This is a genomic window from Anabaena lutea FACHB-196, from assembly GCF_014698305.1.
GTDB classification, from domain to species: Bacteria; Cyanobacteriota; Cyanobacteriia; order Cyanobacteriales; family Nostocaceae; genus Anabaena; species Anabaena lutea.
Genome location: NZ_JACJST010000034.1, coordinates 1 through 16,527, shown reverse-complemented (window position 1 = coordinate 16,527; position 16,527 = coordinate 1). Strand labels below are relative to the sequence as shown.

Annotated in this window: 12 protein-coding genes; 4 read left to right on the top strand and 8 right to left on the bottom strand. The window is 39.8% G+C overall.

Going from position 1 to position 16,527, the window contains the following annotated elements:
- Positions 1-226 precede the first annotated feature (226 nt).
- Complete coding sequence (locus H6G59_RS24680) at positions 227-922, bottom strand: response regulator transcription factor (RefSeq protein ID WP_190719914.1); 696 nt, start codon at positions 920-922, stop codon at positions 227-229.
- Between the two features lie 300 nt (positions 923-1,222).
- Positions 1,223-1,426 carry a hypothetical protein gene (locus H6G59_RS24675; RefSeq protein ID WP_190719911.1) on the bottom strand — a complete coding sequence of 68 codons (204 nt, stop codon included), beginning with the start codon at positions 1,424-1,426 and terminating at the stop codon, positions 1,223-1,225.
- Positions 1,427-1,613: 187 nt separating this feature from the next.
- On the opposite strand from H6G59_RS24675, the gene H6G59_RS24670 reads away from it, so the two are divergent.
- Positions 1,614-2,507, top strand: coding sequence for an S-methyl-5'-thioadenosine phosphorylase (locus H6G59_RS24670; protein WP_190719908.1), 894 nt, complete (start codon positions 1,614-1,616; stop codon positions 2,505-2,507).
- A 385-nt stretch (positions 2,508-2,892) separates the two neighbouring features.
- Here H6G59_RS24670 and H6G59_RS24665 read toward each other — a convergent pair whose 3' ends face one another.
- From H6G59_RS24665 to sat, 3 genes are all read right to left on the bottom strand, one after another.
- The gene (locus tag H6G59_RS24665) at positions 2,893-3,216 is read right to left on the bottom strand and encodes a hypothetical protein (RefSeq protein ID WP_190719904.1); all 324 of its coding nucleotides are present in this window, start codon (positions 3,214-3,216) and stop codon (positions 2,893-2,895) included.
- 40 nt (positions 3,217-3,256) lie between these two features.
- Positions 3,257-5,386: a caspase family protein gene (locus H6G59_RS24660; RefSeq protein ID WP_190719900.1), complete on the bottom strand. Its 2,130-nt coding sequence runs from the start codon at positions 5,384-5,386 to the stop codon at positions 3,257-3,259.
- A gap of 101 nt (positions 5,387-5,487) precedes the next feature.
- On the bottom strand, positions 5,488-6,669 hold the full coding sequence (gene sat / locus H6G59_RS24655) for a sulfate adenylyltransferase (RefSeq protein ID WP_190719897.1): 1,182 nt from the start codon (positions 6,667-6,669) through the stop codon (positions 5,488-5,490).
- Positions 6,670-7,404: 735 nt separating this feature from the next.
- On the opposite strand from sat, the gene recQ reads away from it, so the two are divergent.
- Entirely contained in the window at positions 7,405-9,570 is a 2,166-nt protein-coding gene (gene recQ, locus H6G59_RS24650) for a DNA helicase RecQ (RefSeq protein ID WP_190719894.1), read from the top strand.
- A gap of 87 nt (positions 9,571-9,657) precedes the next feature.
- Here recQ and H6G59_RS24645 read toward each other — a convergent pair whose 3' ends face one another.
- Positions 9,658-10,791 carry an SAM-dependent methyltransferase gene (locus H6G59_RS24645; protein ID WP_190719890.1) on the bottom strand — a complete coding sequence of 378 codons (1,134 nt, stop codon included), beginning with the start codon at positions 10,789-10,791 and terminating at the stop codon, positions 9,658-9,660.
- Between the two features lie 476 nt (positions 10,792-11,267).
- Here H6G59_RS24645 and H6G59_RS24640 point away from each other — a divergent pair, with 476 nt between their 5' ends.
- A complete protein-coding gene (locus H6G59_RS24640) occupies positions 11,268-14,429 on the top strand; it encodes a CHAT domain-containing protein (RefSeq protein WP_190719887.1) in 3,162 nt (1,053 codons plus the stop codon).
- Between the two features lie 386 nt (positions 14,430-14,815).
- Positions 14,816-15,763 (top strand): trypsin-like serine peptidase, encoded by a 948-nt coding sequence (locus tag H6G59_RS24635; RefSeq protein ID WP_190719884.1) that lies wholly within the window; start codon positions 14,816-14,818, stop codon positions 15,761-15,763.
- A 232-nt stretch (positions 15,764-15,995) separates the two neighbouring features.
- Here the strand turns inward: H6G59_RS24635 and H6G59_RS24630 are convergent, their stop codons facing one another.
- A complete protein-coding gene (locus tag H6G59_RS24630; protein WP_190719881.1) occupies positions 15,996-16,373 on the bottom strand; it encodes an S-layer family protein in 378 nt (125 codons plus the stop codon).
- A complete protein-coding gene (locus H6G59_RS24625) occupies positions 16,370-16,507 on the bottom strand; it encodes a hypothetical protein (RefSeq protein WP_190719878.1) in 138 nt (45 codons plus the stop codon). The genes H6G59_RS24630 and H6G59_RS24625 overlap by 4 nt, the downstream gene beginning before the upstream one ends.
- Between the last annotated feature and the right edge of the window lie 20 nt (positions 16,508-16,527).

The window sequence follows — 16,527 nt, the reverse complement described above, 5'->3', positions numbered from 1 at the left end:
CCGCTTCCATGATAAGAACCCACATATTATCTATTGTTAGCAAACTTCGCAGGGTGCATCTTCCCAATTTTTTGATCAAAGGGTAACGCCAAAAACAAAGTTTTTTTGGATTAAAAACCGATATGGAATACAAAAATTATCAATGAATAAGGGCTTTAGCCCTTACTAAGAAGTGAATTATGATAATTTTACATTGCTGAACATGGTTTGATTTAATTCCATCGGCTTAATTAGCCAATCCATGTTCTAAAGCAAAACGAACTAACTCTGTACGACTATTAGTGCCGGTTTTACTAAATAAACGGCTGACATATTTTTCGACATTGCGAACGCTGGTTTCTAAGCGTCGAGCGATTTCTTTGTTCATCAATCCTTCTGCTACTAAGTTTAAAACGCTTTGCTCTCTGGGAGTCAAATCGATTTTGAACGGTGGTGGGGAGTAAGAAATTGCTGTTCGGGGACTTAACAAATCTTTAATTTTGGAAATTTCCTGGGCTAATTTGGCAATATCCATGTTTTCTCCATCTTCACTTGCTGCTGGTGCTTGAGCAGAGCGACGGATCAGCAAGTTTTCGATAATTGCCACTAATTCATCAGGATCGAAGGGCTTGGGTAGATAAGCGTCAACACCAGCTTGGTAGCCTTGAATGCGATCGCCTGTCATGCCTTTAGCAGTTAAAAATACTACAGGCATTGCTTGAAAGCGGGGGTCATCTCGCAGTTGTTTGAGAAACTGATAACCATCTACTTGGGGCATCATGATATCAGAAATCACCAAATCTGGTGTATTTTGCTGCATCAAGTCCCAACCTTCACGGGCGTTACTGGCAGTTTGAACACTGAAACCGCTTTCTTGTAAATACTCTTTCACGGCTTCCCGCAATCCTGGTTCATCATCTACCAGTAACAGTTGTGCTGACATTGAAAATTCCTTTAAGTGTACCTTTTTCTAATTTAGCGAAAGTTGAGAGATTTTGGGTACAGGAGATTGGGGAGAGTTAAAATAATTCGTAATTCGTAATTCGTAATTCGTAATTCGTAATTCGTAATGGGGATTTAACTCCAAGACAAAACCTGCTTATTTATAGAACTGGGGGACTTAAACCCACGGAACTAGTTAAAAATTCCTGAAAAGCTTGTGTAATCTGCTTTTTAAATTGTAAATTTTGAATTTTAAATTCCGCCCCAGGTAGTATGAATTGAGACTTGTGCATTCATCCCCTTAATCTACTACCTTAATTAGTCCTCTTTTTAAGGCATCAAATACTTTATTAATTTGCTTCATATCATAATCGCTTAAGCCTTCCCCATGTAAAAGGTTAGACATCATTATATATTGATCTTGACGTGTAATTCGGCGATTACTAAATATGCGTTCCAAGATCGCCTCTAAGTTACTTTGGGGTGATTTATCTGTAAATTGCATATTTTTTACCACGCCTTAATATAATTTTCATACTTAATTAATTGCACAATAACAAAATTTGACTAAGTTGCCATTGGTAGCTTTACTTAAACAAAAAAAGTTAGCTAATTACTACTTGGTAGCTTTGTACTCGGCAAATTTTCGGTAAAATAACTTAGCACTTTAAAGAATTAACAAACTTGATAGTATGACAATAGCACAAATAGGTATTATAGGTGGCAGTGGTTTATACAAAATGGAGAGCCTTAAAGATGTGGAAGAATTAGAGGTACAGACTCCCTTTGGTTCACCATCAGATGCTTTAATTTTAGGTACACTGGGAGAAACTAGAGTTGCTTTCTTAGCTCGGCATGGTCGTAATCATACGTTATTACCTTCCGAGTTGCCATTTCGCGCCAATATTTATGCAATGAAGCAATTGGGTGTGGAGTACTTAATTTCAGCTAGTGCAGTTGGTTCTTTGAAAGAAGAAGCGAAACCACTAGATATGGTAGTACCAGATCAGTTTATTGATCGAACAAAAAATCGAATTTCTACGTTTTTTGGTGAAGGAATTGTGGCACATATCACTTTTGGTGAGCCGATTTGTAAAAATTTGGCTAGTGTGGTTGCTGATGCGATAGCTACGCTGACCGAAGGTAACGCTTCTTTAAATTTACCAGATGTGAGTCTGCACCGGGGCGGTACTTACGTGTGCATGGAAGGGCCGGCATTTTCTACAAAGGCGGAATCGAATCTTTATCGTAGTTGGGGTGCAACGGTAATTGGGATGACAAATTTACCTGAAGCCAAGTTAGCCAGAGAAGCGGAAATTGCTTATGCAACTTTAGCGTTGGTGACAGATTATGATTGTTGGCATCCAGATCATGATAGTGTCACGGTAGAGATGGTGATTGGTAATTTACATAAAAATGCGGTAAATGCTCAAAAGGTAATCCAAGAGACTGTGAAGCGATTAACTGAAAATCCGCCTGCTAGTGATGCACATTCGGCATTAAAGTATGCGATTTTGACGAATTTAGATAAAGCACCGGCAGCGACTAAGGAGAAGTTGGGTTTGTTGTTGAACAAGTATTTGTAGTAATATCATGTCCGGTTAAATATCCATAATTAGGGTTTGCTGAAAAAGTTATCTGTGTTCGCGCAGCGTGACGTAAGTCATGGGCTAGGAGTCAGAATACATCCGTCAGGAGACGCTTCGCAGACCTATGGCTTACGCCAAGCTGCGCTATCGGTTCAGGAGGAAGAATTAAAAGAAGACAAGAATCGTCTTGAATCTGTTCAAGTGATAGGTTTTTTCTAGTTTCAGAGCTTATTCCTTGCACCTGATTCACCTTTTTCACCTTCAAACTCTTGATATATCTAAGTTTTAGCATTATTAAGCAAGCCCTAATTATCCTTGACATAAGGATGCTGAGAAATTTTTTATTATGGATAATTTGCCGGACATCATATAAATTAACCACTTACCAGATTGGTTTCCAACCTTCCTTAACTGCGGCTACAAAGTAATTGTGAGCATGAACTTCACTTTCAAACCCATACTTTGCGCGTTGCAGCGTTCGGATAATGGCATCTTCTAGGCAGATGGCGTAATTGATTGCAACTATTAACTCTGAGTCACAAAGATTGATTCCAAGCACTTTTAACTGTTCACTGTAGTTTGTAAGAATTTCGGACTGTATTTCCTCCCATAGTTCACTCTGTGGTATTTCCTCTTTAGGAATTTCTCCGAGATATTCTTTGGCTATTCTGCTATGTCTTGCAATTTCTTCTAGTGAGTATGTCATGGTATTTGAATTTTGGCTGAGTTATGTTCAGACATCTTCATTAAAGTACTTGAAAACTAAAATTAAGACTTGCCCAATTATTCACATCTAAAATGTATGAGTCTGTAGCAGTTCCATTCATTTCAGTTTTGACTTGACTGGCGTTATGCAAGTCTTGCAGCAAAGCTTGGGCAACTTCTAAAGGATTAACTAACGGACTAATGGGCTGTTGATCAGCTGTAGGATACTTAGCAGTTCTTAAAGCTTCCAGGGTTTCGCTGAATGGTGAAGTGCTGAGAATTAATTGATGTTCACAAAATAGAGCGCGTGTAGGTAGCATCCAGCCGATGGATGCATCATTTTGTGGTATCCTCCGAGTTTGGCCTGGGGCAATAACTATTTCTTGTAAATGAGGTTTGGTGTCTGAGACTTCTTCAGGGGCGATTTGCCAAGGGTAAAAAGCGATCGCACTTCTAGTATTATTTAACCCTATCAGCATTAAATATATAGAGCGATCGCTCAAATTTTCCACTCGGTACTGCATTCGACTCCCGCCGGGAACGGTGGGAATGGCTTTTCCTTGAGTAGTCAATGCTTTGTTAGTCGCAGTTTCCCCACTCCGACTGCGCCCGGTTTCCCGTTGCATAACTACACGTGTTGAGATGTTGTGAATAATCTCTAAAGTCCCTTTCACTGGTAAGCGGGAAGAACCTTCATTTTCTGTCAGTCGCCATAACTTTGCAGCTAACAGAGTGGAAAATTGCGGTTTTAATCGCTGTACTGCTACTTTCACCGCTTCCCCAACTTCCCCAGCAGTATTGAGAATTAGTTCACCACCAACAGAAAAAAGACCATAACGGCTGGGAGTTTGTTGCAGTTTACCAAATACATAATTTGCTGGCTGTTCTGCTGCTATGTTGGCAATGCGGGTAATTGCTGCAAAAGCGCTGGTTGCGTCTACCCGCTCAATTCTTTCTAACTCAGTATCTAAGGCTACGGTTAAATTAATATTTCTCGGTAATACGCGGATTGCTTCTTGGACAAGTTGTCCTACTTGTGGCGTGGTAGTAGGTTCTGGAGATAGTTGTGCTTTTGCAGTTAATCCCGTTCGTGACTTTAATATTAGTTCTTCTCCAGTAGCTAAAGTTAATCGAGAATTAACACCGTAGTATTCCAGAATTTGCGGAGGTAAGCCAGCTAACCATAACTGGAGTGTTTTACCGTCTTCATCTACATCTGTGACAAAGCCTTCCGCGCTGGTGCTTTCTAGGGGGAGGTGATCGACAATCAAAGCAGTTTGAGGATTTTTTTGCTCACTCAATAACCCTGGCTGCTGTTGAATTCCCAGTTTGGAAATAGAACTACTCACATGAGAAAGAAGAAATTGAATAGTTGTAGCTGGGGTAGCTTCCCATAGATATTGAGTCAAAGCATAAGTAAATAATCCGGCACTAAAGCCAGAAAACAGCAATTCTCCAGCTTGCTGATTTTCATCGGAGGTGGCTTTGAGGACAATAGCATTGTTGGCGGCTGAGTTCTGGGTTTTGAGTTGTTGGAGAAACTCCAGTTCTTCGACTGCTAACTTTGCAACTGGTAATTCTGGGCGGGTGCGAATTCGCCAAGTTGAGGGCTGTGATGTAGTTGGGGCATGGTAACTAGTATCTAACACTGCGGTTACTTTGTCGCAGGGGAGCGATCGCAATAATAATAAAAGTGTTTCTTCTAATAAATAGTTGACAACGCGCTTGTTTTGGATATTTTTTTCATCAACTGGGATAATGGCATTCTGCACAGTTTCTGGCAAAGTCCCCAATTTCACACGAGTGCCATAACCACTAAAGTGGAATACAACCACATCACCTGCTTTTGCTTGCTTACCCAAATGATCGAAAAAAGCCGCTTCAATAAATTCTCGGCTGGCTTGTTCCTCCGTTAAGGTGAGAATATCTGAAGTTGCAAAGCCAAAACGGTGAATCAAAAGTTCCCTTTGCAATTCCACATCAGTCAGACAACCACCAAGGGCGGGACTATGTGGATATTTATTAATGCCTATTAATAACGCCAACTTCCGAGAGGTAGGTTGTGCTAAAGCTTGATAATAGCGATCGCCCAAAGTCAACCACTCAGCCTCAGTCAATCCCAATACCGCCAGTAAGCGGCTTATTCGTTCTAAAAACGCACGCCGTTTCATAATTAGCTATCAGCCATCAGCCCATCAGCATAATAGCTTAAAGGGCTGAAGTCTGTAGAGTAAAGTTTCTGATTATACTATTTCATAATTCCAAGACAGTGTTAAGCTAATACTGCTGGAACACGCATTGCCCGTGTCAATTCTGCCGCTACTTCAGGACGAGAGAATTCTGGTGGGGGTAATTCACCACGACGTAGCATTTCCCGGACTTTTGTCCCTGACAGGTGAACCCGTTCCTCTGGTTTGCTAGGACTAGTTTTAGTTGTCGCCATTTGTTTGGTGCGTGTGCAATAAAAAGCGTGTTCAAACTTCATTGGCACAATGCCCAATTCTTCAGGCGCAAACTCATCAAATATATGTTGAGCATCATAAGTGCCGTAGTAGTCACCTACTCCAGCATGATCTCGCCCAACTATAAAATGCGTACAGCCGTAATTCTTGCGAACTAAAGCATGGAAAATTGCTTCCCTTGGCCCAGCATAACGCATCGCCGCTGGATTAATTGCCAAAATGACTCTATCTAAAGGGTAATAGTGTTCTATCAAAATTTCATAGCAACGCATCCGCACATCAGCGGCGATGTCATCCTCTTTTGTTGCCCCTACCAAGGGGTGTAAAAATAAACCATCTACAGTTTCTAAGGCGCACTTTTGAATATATTCATGGGCGCGGTGGATAGGGTTACGAGTTTGGAAACCAACTATAGTTTTCCAACCCTTCTCTTTAAACATTTCCCGTGAAGCGGCGGGATCAATTTGATAGCTGGGAAAATGAGGATGGGAATCACGTTGTAATAACCAGATATCGCCAGCAAGATTCACAGAACCTTGATTGTAGACTACCTGCACACCGGGATGTTTGGCATCATCAGTGCGATAAACATTGATAGCTTCGCGTTTTTTATCGTAGGTATACTTTTCGGTAAGTTCTAAAACCCCTATAAATTCGCCATCAGGGTTATCCAGACGCACTAAACCACCTTCTATCAAAGGGGCTGCAACTTCTTCTGTTACAGATAGTGTAATTGGTATTGACCAGACAAGACCGTTAGCCAGCCGCATTTCTCCTACTACTCGGTTGTAGTCTTCTTGGTTCATAAAACCAGTCAGCGGACTAAAACCACCGATTGCAATCATTTCTAAATCAGAAACGGCTCGCTCATCCAGTGTAACTCGTGGCAAGAAGTCGGCTTTGGAGAGAAATGTTTCCTTTTGTGCGGGTGTAGCAACCCGGTTAACCAACTCTCCACCGTGGGGGGCAATGGCATCTTGATGGTGACTCAACGTGATTCTTTCCCTATAATTGTTGCGAACTATGTATTAATTTATCAAATTGTTGGTACACATAGTACAAATTCTTAAAACTTTTTGTTAATTGCCGGTCGGGAAAAGTGAGATTCGGAAGAGTAAATGTATATTTAACTACGCTGCTAGGATTTGCTGCTGCTATAGCAATCTTATCCAGTGGCATAAATGGCACAATTAAAGTAAGAATTCAGGAGTCAGGAGACGCTTCGCAGACCTTTGGTTCAGAATGCTTATGAAATCAAGAATAGAGAGAAGTGAGATTTTATCAAAATCATCAAAGTTTACTAAAAAAGCCTTTATTCTCCTGGCTTGGAGTATTCTCTATCCTGAATACTTACCAATTAACAATTAAAAATTGAAGACCGTTGCAGTAGGGGACACTTACCCCAACTCAACTGAGACTAAGTGTAGACCTAGGGGTCTTAAACTCTTGAATTTACGATAAATTGTCCGAGTTTCTGCTAAATATTCTCGTCATTTATCAGATTTAATCTAATAGGATTTTTGACTATCTGTAAGATTCAATTTACCATTTATAGTAGCAGTTTCATGTAATTCTGCAATAGATATAGGAATCTTATTTGAGTTTTGTGAAAGTGCCTGCGCTTTGCGCTTACAAAACAACCTACTCATCTACCTACCTTCTATTCCCTTTTCCCTACTGTATTTTTATAACTATCCATACAGGCATCACCCGCATAGCTATTTACCATGCTTCAGTATCCTAATCTCGAAAAAGCCTTAAAATATCACTTTGGTTATGATCAATTCCGTCCCGGACAAAGACAAATTATTGAAGACGCACTGCACAATCGGGATTTAATGGTAGTGATGCCGACTGGTGGAGGTAAGTCTTTGTGCTTTCAATTACCTGCACTCCTGAAACCAGGTTTAACTGTGGTGGTGTCACCGTTGATAGCTTTAATGCAAGATCAAGTGGAAGCACTGCGAAATAATAACATTTCTGCCACATTTCTCAATAGTAGTCTCAACGCCTATAAAGTTCGCTCTCGTGAAGAAGCGATCATGAATGGTAAAGTAAAATTGCTCTATGTCGCCCCAGAACGTCTGATTAGTGAGAGATTTTTGCCGCTTTTAGATGTAGTTAAAGAAAAAGTCGGCATTTCCACTTTTGCTATTGATGAAGCCCATTGTGTTTCTGAATGGGGACACGATTTTCGCCCAGAATATCGACAATTAAGATTATTAAGGAAACGTTATCCTGATGTACCTACTGTTGCGCTTACTGCTACGGCTACAGATAGAGTCCGGGCTGATATAATTGAACAATTAGGATTAAAACAACCAAGTATTCATATTGCCAGTTTTAATCGTCAAAATCTTTATTATGAAGTTCGTTCTAAAAGTAAACGTGCTTACGCTGAATTATTAGAAATAGTCAGAGAAAATGAAGGTTCAGGAATTATCTATTGTTTAACGCGCAAAAAAGTTGATGAACTAACTTTTAAATTACAAAATGATAAAGTTTCAGCCTTGCCTTATCATGCTGGATTAAGTGATGATGAAAGGTCAAAAAATCAAACTCGATTTATTCGGGATGATGTGCGGGTAATGGTGGCAACAATTGCTTTTGGCATGGGAATTAATAAACCTGATGTGCGGTTTGTAGTTCATTTTGATTTACCCCGCAATTTAGAAAGTTATTATCAAGAATCAGGTAGGGCTGGGAGAGATGATGAACCTTCTAGATGTACACTTTTTTTCAATTATGGTGATATTAAAACTATTGAATGGAGTATTAATCAAAAAACAGATCCGCAAGAACAGCTAATAGCTAAACAGCAACTGCGACAAGTAATTGATTATGCAGAAGGAACCGATTGTAGACGCACAATTCAATTAGGATATTTTGGGGAAAGATTTCCGGGAAATTGCGGGAATTGTGATAATTGTCGTTATCCCAAACCTATGCAAGATTGGACAATTGAAGCTATGAAGTTTTTATCTTGTGTAGCACGATGTAAAGAAAGATATGGAATGCTTTACATTATTGATGTGTTACGAGGTGCGAAAAACCAAAAAATTGCCCTAAACGGACATGATCAACTGTCTACTTACGGGATTGGTAAAGATAAAACTGTAGATGAGTGGAGAATGTTAGGGCGATCGCTTTTACATCAAGGTATACTAGAACAAACCCCCGATGGTTACTCGGTTTTGAAGCTTAACGCCCTGAGTTGGGAAGTAATGCGAAAACAGCGTCCAGTCTCCATTGCGGTTCCTGTAGCCCAGAAAATTACCTTCGATGAGGGGAATGTCAAAGCCGCAGAGGTAGAAATTCTGATGCACAGATTGCGATCGCTTCGTAAACAAATCGCTGATGAACAATCTGTCCCACCTTATATGATATTTCAGGATTCCACCCTAAAATTAATGGCACAAATCAAACCGAAAACTTTAGATGAACTTGGTAAACTTGATGGCGTAGTTAGTTACAAATTATCACAATATGGCGATAAGTTTTTAGCAGAAATTCAAGCCTATCGTCAAGAACAAGGTTTACAGCCATCAACAGCTAATCAAGTTAATTACACACCAGTTAATAACTTTCCTTCTGATACAGAATTAACAACACTTCAATTATATCAGCAGGGTTTTAGTATTGAAGAAATCGCCCAAAAACGTAATATTCGCCCTACAACAATTATCCGTCATTTAGCAGATTTAATCGAGAAAAATCAACCTGTAGATTTAAGTCAGTTAGTAACTTTGGAACATCAACAAAAAATTTGGCAAGTTTTAGAAGTTCTCGGTGATATCGCGCTGACTCCTATTCGAGATTATTTAGGTGAAAACTACAGTTTTGACGAAATTCGCCTAGTTAGAGGCAAGTGGAGACGAGAAAAACTCAAGTAATAACTATCTGTTCTTAGTCAAGTAGCTAGTTTTTTGCGATTGTCAATTAAATCACTGTCAATTTCTTTTACTATTTTGACAATTTGATTAAGCATGAACCATTAAATATTGTCCATTACCATTGTATTCACCGTCACAACTTGCAAAATTAGCAACAAACCAAATCAAATAAAAGCGCCAGATTCGGCGAAATTTGGCATAGTCAATACCGTAGTCTAAATCTTTGACTATCGCCTGAGAATCATCAAAATTTTTCAGCCAATTAGCAAAGGTTTTGGAGTAATTAGAGCCATTAAGATACCATCTATCAATAGTTTTGAGGTCTTTATTGTGGCTGGGAATTGCATCGTATTTCCAGTAACGTCCATGAGGGAAAATATATTTGTGGGTGAAAACGCTAGATATATTATTGGGAGTGCGGACTGTGATAATGTGAATAAAAACCCGACCGTTATCCTTGAGAAAAGATGCCAGCTTTTGGAAAGCTTTTGTTAAATTACCTACATGACAAAAAACACCGATTGAGAGAATTTTGTCAAATTTTGTCTCAAATTTGGCATCATTTAAATCTCCTTCATAGAGAGTAAAACGACCGGAACTAAGGTAACTTTCGGGATCTTGCATTTTCTGACGCATATACTCACATTGCTGGTGACTCAAGTTAATTCCTGTAAACTTGACATTGGGGAATTTGGCAAGAATATAATTTGCTACGCAACCCCAACCGCAACCAAAATCTAAAATATTATCACCATCTTTAATCTCTAGTTTTTCAATCACATCATCAAGCATTTGTATTTGTGATTGTTCGAGATTGGCTGCTCCTTTTTCCCACAATCCCATACTGTATTTAGGATAAATGAGTTTTCCATCACCTAACATGGGATTCAGCATAGCTTGAGGCAAATCGTACTGAATCTTCATTAAATCCCGTGAACCTTCGGCGGTATGCTCAGTTTCGGTTAATACCCATTCATAGGGTGCAAGGAGGGATGGAAAATACTTAAATAACACGGGCATACAACTATCAAAAAGCGATCGCAATACAGAATCTGGTACTTCTAATCCGTTGATATAAGACTCTGCTACTGCCATTTGCACAGCATTAACTGTACTAACTGCGAGGCGTGTTGCTCTGTAAGCAATAGGACTTTTAGTATGCACATCTCCCACTATGGGAATATGTTTGTCAATGTTTTGTAAAATTGTTGATGAACTCATCTTTATATTAGGTCTTAAAGATGCCGCTATTCTATATCAATAAAACCAAGTGGAAATAGCATTAAAAAATAGATATTTCCTTAGATAGATCGTAGGAGAAAAACAGGAATAATAAATATATAGCAGTATGCACTTGAATGAGATACATCATAGTTCTCTCCTCGCTTGCAATGAGGGGCTAAAATCATATCTTGCACCATCATCTTATTGCGAAAATCTAAGTCTACAACCCTTATTATTGCGTAGGGTGGGCATTGCCCACCGCACCCTTATTGAGAAGGTGCAAGATGTGAGTAAAGTATCTTACACAACCGATAACCGCTATAATACATCAAATATGTGATCATGGTTTATCACAGTGTTGCTTACCTACCCTACACCCTTAACTGACATTGTTACAAAAAACGCAACAGCACCCCAGATCATAAATTACCCCTCGTACAATCCAAGTAGTGAGGAGTAATAGAGGCAAAATCATGAAATATCAGGGAAATGACCGGGGTTTGCTACCGATATTTAGCCGTTGTGGGTTAACAATGTTGCTAACTGCGGTGTTACTGGTGGACTCAGTGGGAGCAATGCCAAGAGGTACAGGGTTACAGATAGCACAACAGCAAGGAACACAACAGGAAGCCATGCTTGCTAAAGCTAAAAAGTTATTTCAAGAAGGAATGCAGCTTTATCAGCAGGGTACAAAGGAATCTTTATTACAAGCAATTAATAAATGGGAAGAAGCACTTCCCCTATTACGTGCAGTGAGAGATAGGGGTCTAGAAGCCACTACTCTCTATAATATTGGCAGTGTCTACTCCGACCTGGGAGAAAATCAGAAAGCACTGGCATACTATAACCAAGCACTTCCCCTCAGACGTGCAGTCGAGAATAGGGGTGGTGAAGCCAATACTCTCAATAATATTGGCACTGTCTACTCTTCCCTGGGAGAAAAGCAAAAAGCATTGGAATACTATAACCAAGCACTTCCCCTGTATCGTGCAGTGGCGGATAGGGGTGGTGAAGCCACTACTCTCACTAATATTGGCACTGTCTACAACTCCTTGGGAGAAAAGCAGAAAGCACTAGAATACTTGAACAAAGCACTTCCCCTGTATCATGCGGTGTCGGATAAGCGTGGAGAAGCCACTACTCTCAATAATATTGGCACTGTCTACTCTTCCCTGGGAGAAAAGCAGAAAGCACTGGAATACTATAACCAAGCACTTGACCTCAGACGTATAGTGGGGGATAGGGGTGGAGAAGCCAATACTCTCAATAATATTGGCACTGTCTACTCCGACCTAGGAGAAAGACAGAAAGCACTGGAATACTATAACCAAGCACTTCCCCTAGCACGTGCAGTGGGGTATAGGGATGTAGAAGCCGCTACTCTCAATAATATTGGCTTGGTCTACTCCGACCTGGGAGAAAAGCAGAAAGCACTGGAATACTATAACCAAGCACTTCCCCTAGCACGTGCAGTGGGTAGAATTCTCACTGGTATTGGCGCTGTCTACTCCGACCTGGGAGAAAAGCAGAAAGCACTGAAATACTATAACCAAACACTTCCCCTGATGCGTGCAGTGGGGGATAGGGGTGGAGAAGCCGCTACTCTCAATGGTATTGGCACTGTCTACTCCGACCTGGGAGAAAAGCAGAAAGCACTGGAATACTATAACCAAGCACTTCCCCTCAGACGTGCAGTGGGGGATAGGGGTGGAGAAGCCACTACTCTCAATAATATTGGCAGTGTCTACTCCGACCTGGGAGAAAAGCAGAAAGCACTGGAATACTATAACCAAGCACTTCCCCTAGCACGTGCAGTGGGGGATAGGGATGGAGAAGCCGCTACTCTCTCTAACATCGCCAGCCTACAAAGCAGCCAAAACAACCTCCAAGAAGCCCTGACCAACATTCAAGCCGCCATCAACATCATCGAAGACCTACGCACCAAAATAGCCAGCACAGAACTACGTACATCCTACTTCGCCACCAAACAGGGCTGCTACAAATGCTACATAGACCTGTTAATGCGGATACACAAACAAAACCCCAATAAAGGCTACGACGCACAAGCACTACACATTAGTGAACGTTCCCGCGCTAGGGGTTTAGTTGAACTTCTCACCGAAGCTAACATCAACATCCGTAAAGACATTAACCCCCAACTTTTAGCCGAAGAAACCCGCTTACTGTCCCTGAGAGATGGTAAAGAAAAACTCCTCTCAGAACTGATGAGTAAACCAAAACCTCCCGAAGAAATTATCCAAACCACTAAGCAAGAAATTCAAAATATCATCCAACAACAAAAGGAACTAAAAAATCAACTCCGCGCTACTAACAAAGAATACGCAGACTTAAAATATCCCGAACCTCTAACATTACCCCAAATTCAACAACAACTAGACCCTGATACAGTCCTATTACAATATTCATTAGGTGCAGAAAATAGTTATTTATGGTTAGTCACTCATAACAGTTTCACCACCTATCAACTACCCAAAGAAGCAGATATTAACAAAGTTGCCCAACCATTAATTGACAAATTAAAAGCCCCCGTCATTGCTGGTGCATCACTCCAGGAAACCGCCCAATATGTAGCAGAAACAGCTAAAGCAGCTAATGAACTCAGTCAAATAATTCTTAAACCTGTGGCTGATAAATTAGGGAAAAAACGGTTAGTAATTGTCGCTGATGGTATCTTACATCAAATCCCCTTTGCTGCATTATCTGACCTAACCCCCCAACCCTCTTCCCTGCAAGGGAATGGGGAGCAAGAGTTACTCCCCTCGCCTTCTAGGAGAGGGGTAGGGGGAGAGGTCAAATATCAACCATTATTAGTCAATCATGAAATCATTAACTTACCATCCGTCACCAGTTTAGCTACCCACCAGGAAAAACTCAAAAACCGCAAAACAGCACCGAAAAAATTAGCTGTATTAGCTGACCCAGTTTTTAGTAATAATGATAGCCGTGTCACAGGTAAAACAGAAGTTGCTTTATCCACCGATTTAGATTTAGAACGTTCTGCTTTAAGGCGTTCTAGTGCTAATAGAGGTTCATTATCTCGACTACCAGGAACTCGTAAAGAAGGAGAGGAAGTTTTAAAACTTGTTCCCAATAATGAAAGTATCCAAGCCTTTGATTTTGATGCTAATTATGAATGGGTCATAAGAGAAAAATTAAATCAATATCAGATGGTACTTTTTGCCACTCATGGACTAATTGACATGGAAAACCCAGATTTATCTGGCATAGTTTTATCATTGTTTGATAAACAAGGAAACCCGAAAAAAGGATTTTTAAGATTGAATGATATTTTCAACTTAGATTTACCTGCGGAATTAGTGGTATTAAGTGCTTGTGAAACAGGTTTAGCTGGGGAAGTTAAAGGAGAAGGTTTAATAGGTTTAACCAGGGGTTTCATGTATGCAGGTGCGGCTAAGGTTGTCGTATCTTTATGGAAAGTGAATGATGAAGCAACAGCAGAATTAATGACTGAATTTTCTGGTCAAGTATTGAAAGAAGGTAAATCTCCTATTGTGGCTTTAAGAAATGCCCAGTTAAAATTATGGCAACAACAAAAAACCCAAGATCCCCGTTTTTGGGCTGCGTTTACCGTGCAAGGTGAATGGCAAAAATAGTTATTAATAATTAACCATTGTAGGTTGGGTTAAGCGACAGCGCAACCCAACATTTCTTTTCTTGATGAAGATGATCAATCTCCAAAACATTATAATGTAGATGATTATAACAGGCAAGATGCCTTTTCCACACAGCCCAACATTTCTTGTAAACATTAATAATTGTTGGGTTTCACTGCGTTCTACCCAACCTACAATTATGAGAGAATATAAAAATTATTGGTTACAAAAATTGTAACTGCACCAGTATTTATTCCTTGGCATTTTATACTTAAAAAGTCAAAGATTTATTTTCTTATTAATGGTGCGTTACGCTACGCTAACACATCATACAAATTACTAAGAAAATCCACACATTACAGAATTTCAAATGAGGAGTGTTTACCATGTCTAAAAGACTATTTGCTTTATTAACAGCAAGTGCTGTAATTGTAGCTGCTGCTGGTTTATCTGTGGAAGCACAAAGTAAACCTAAAGATAAACCAACAAATGCCCCTACTTTTGTAAAATTGGAAAATGCAGGTAAATTAAATTTATCTTCTGCTGGTAATCCTTTTAAACCGAGTAATTTTAAACAATCTAAAAAACCTTATGCTGGAGATCGGGGTATTATTGGCTATGATAACCGTGAACCAATGTTAAGTAGAGAATATCCTTGGTCTGCTATTGGTCGGATTCAAGGAACTACCACAGACGAAAAAAATTATCATTGTACAGGTACTTTAATTGCTGAAAATTTAGTGTTAACAAATGCCCATTGTGTGATTGATCCGAAAACTCATCAACTCAGTAGAGAAATTGCTTTTTTACCTAATGTAATTAACGGTCAAGTTGCTGATAGACAAGATATTGCTTTTGCAGAAAGAGTAATTTATGGTACTGATTTTACAGCAGATACAATCACTAATCAAACTCAAGATTGGGCAGTAGTCAGATTAAATAAACCAATTGGTAGAAAATATGGTTATTTAGGCTGGAGAAATTTACCAGTTTCAACGATGATTAATAATCCCAAAAAATTCTCTTTTGTTGGTTATTCTGGTGATTATCCTAATCCCAGTAAAAGAGGTTATGAGTTTTTAAGTGCTGGTGCTGGTTGGACTGCTGGTTTTCAAGAGGGATGCAGTATTGTGAAGGAAGATAGAGATATACTGTTACATGATTGCGACACAACCGGAGGTTCTTCTGGTGGTCCGATTATTGGTTGGATTAATAATCAGCCTTACATTGTAGCCTTGAATAATGCTGAAATTAAGAATGTTAACACCAATGAAGGTATTATTAATTTAGCTGTGAATTTATCTTTTTTAGATAGACTGGCTGGCACAAATTAAGGATAATTGATAGTTCCACTTGCCAGCAAAATATCTAATTTCTCATGCTGATAAGCTGTTGTGCATTTAATTTGTATAAACCTAGTGTCCAAGATGTGCGTACTACAAGACTTAACAATATTAGGATTATCAAATTTACCTGCTTAACAGCTTATCCAGGAAATGAATAATCAACTTTTATCAGCACATAGGTTCGTATCTCATTCAACTGCATACTGCTATATTTATTTCTTCACTGTGGCGTACAACTAGATAAAGGTCGCCAAGAACGTTGAGAAAACTGACCTGTAGGTTCATCAGCCAAAAGCGTTACTTCCCCCTTTTCATTCATCACCCAACTTTTTGCCGGGACTGGTAATGGGTAATTGGTGATTGGTGATTGGGAAAATTCTTGACCTCTGCCCCCTGCTCCCTGCTCCCTGCTCTCTTCCACCCAAGCAAACTGCTGAGAATTACCGCTCAGAGCATCATTAGGACTCGGTGGTACTCCCCCCCGTCCAGTGATAGAAAACTCGCTCCCTGCGCCTCTTGTACAGGGATTAGCTGCAATTAAAGTATTAGGATCAACGACATTTTGCGGTATTTCCACCAACCCTTGAGCGGGATTCACCCCAGAGGTGCTAAAGGTGACAGTCCCTGGGAGCAACGCGATTTTGTGAGGTAGGGCAAAAAAAGTGCGATCGCCAAGTTAAAAACAGGCATCACTAAAAAATCTTTACCGTACAAAAAAATGATTTTACACATAACAAATAAATAATATTACT

Coding starts and splice junctions, on each gene's coding strand:
- H6G59_RS24680 (WP_190719914.1), bottom strand. CDS start 922: ATGTCAGCACAACTGTTACTGGTAGATGATGAACCAGGATTGCGGGAA.
- H6G59_RS24675 (WP_190719911.1), bottom strand. CDS start 1,426: ATGCAATTTACAGATAAATCACCCCAAAGTAACTTAGAGGCGATCTTG.
- H6G59_RS24670 (WP_190719908.1), top strand. CDS start 1,614: ATGACAATAGCACAAATAGGTATTATAGGTGGCAGTGGTTTATACAAA.
- H6G59_RS24665 (WP_190719904.1), bottom strand. CDS start 3,216: ATGACATACTCACTAGAAGAAATTGCAAGACATAGCAGAATAGCCAAA.
- H6G59_RS24660 (WP_190719900.1), bottom strand. CDS start 5,386: ATGAAACGGCGTGCGTTTTTAGAACGAATAAGCCGCTTACTGGCGGTA.
- recQ (WP_190719894.1), top strand. CDS start 7,405: ATGCTTCAGTATCCTAATCTCGAAAAAGCCTTAAAATATCACTTTGGT.
- H6G59_RS24645 (WP_190719890.1), bottom strand. CDS start 10,791: ATGAGTTCATCAACAATTTTACAAAACATTGACAAACATATTCCCATA.
- H6G59_RS24640 (WP_190719887.1), top strand. CDS start 11,268: ATGAAATATCAGGGAAATGACCGGGGTTTGCTACCGATATTTAGCCGT.
- H6G59_RS24635 (WP_190719884.1), top strand. CDS start 14,816: ATGTCTAAAAGACTATTTGCTTTATTAACAGCAAGTGCTGTAATTGTA.
- H6G59_RS24625 (WP_190719878.1), bottom strand. CDS start 16,507: ATGTGTAAAATCATTTTTTTGTACGGTAAAGATTTTTTAGTGATGCCT.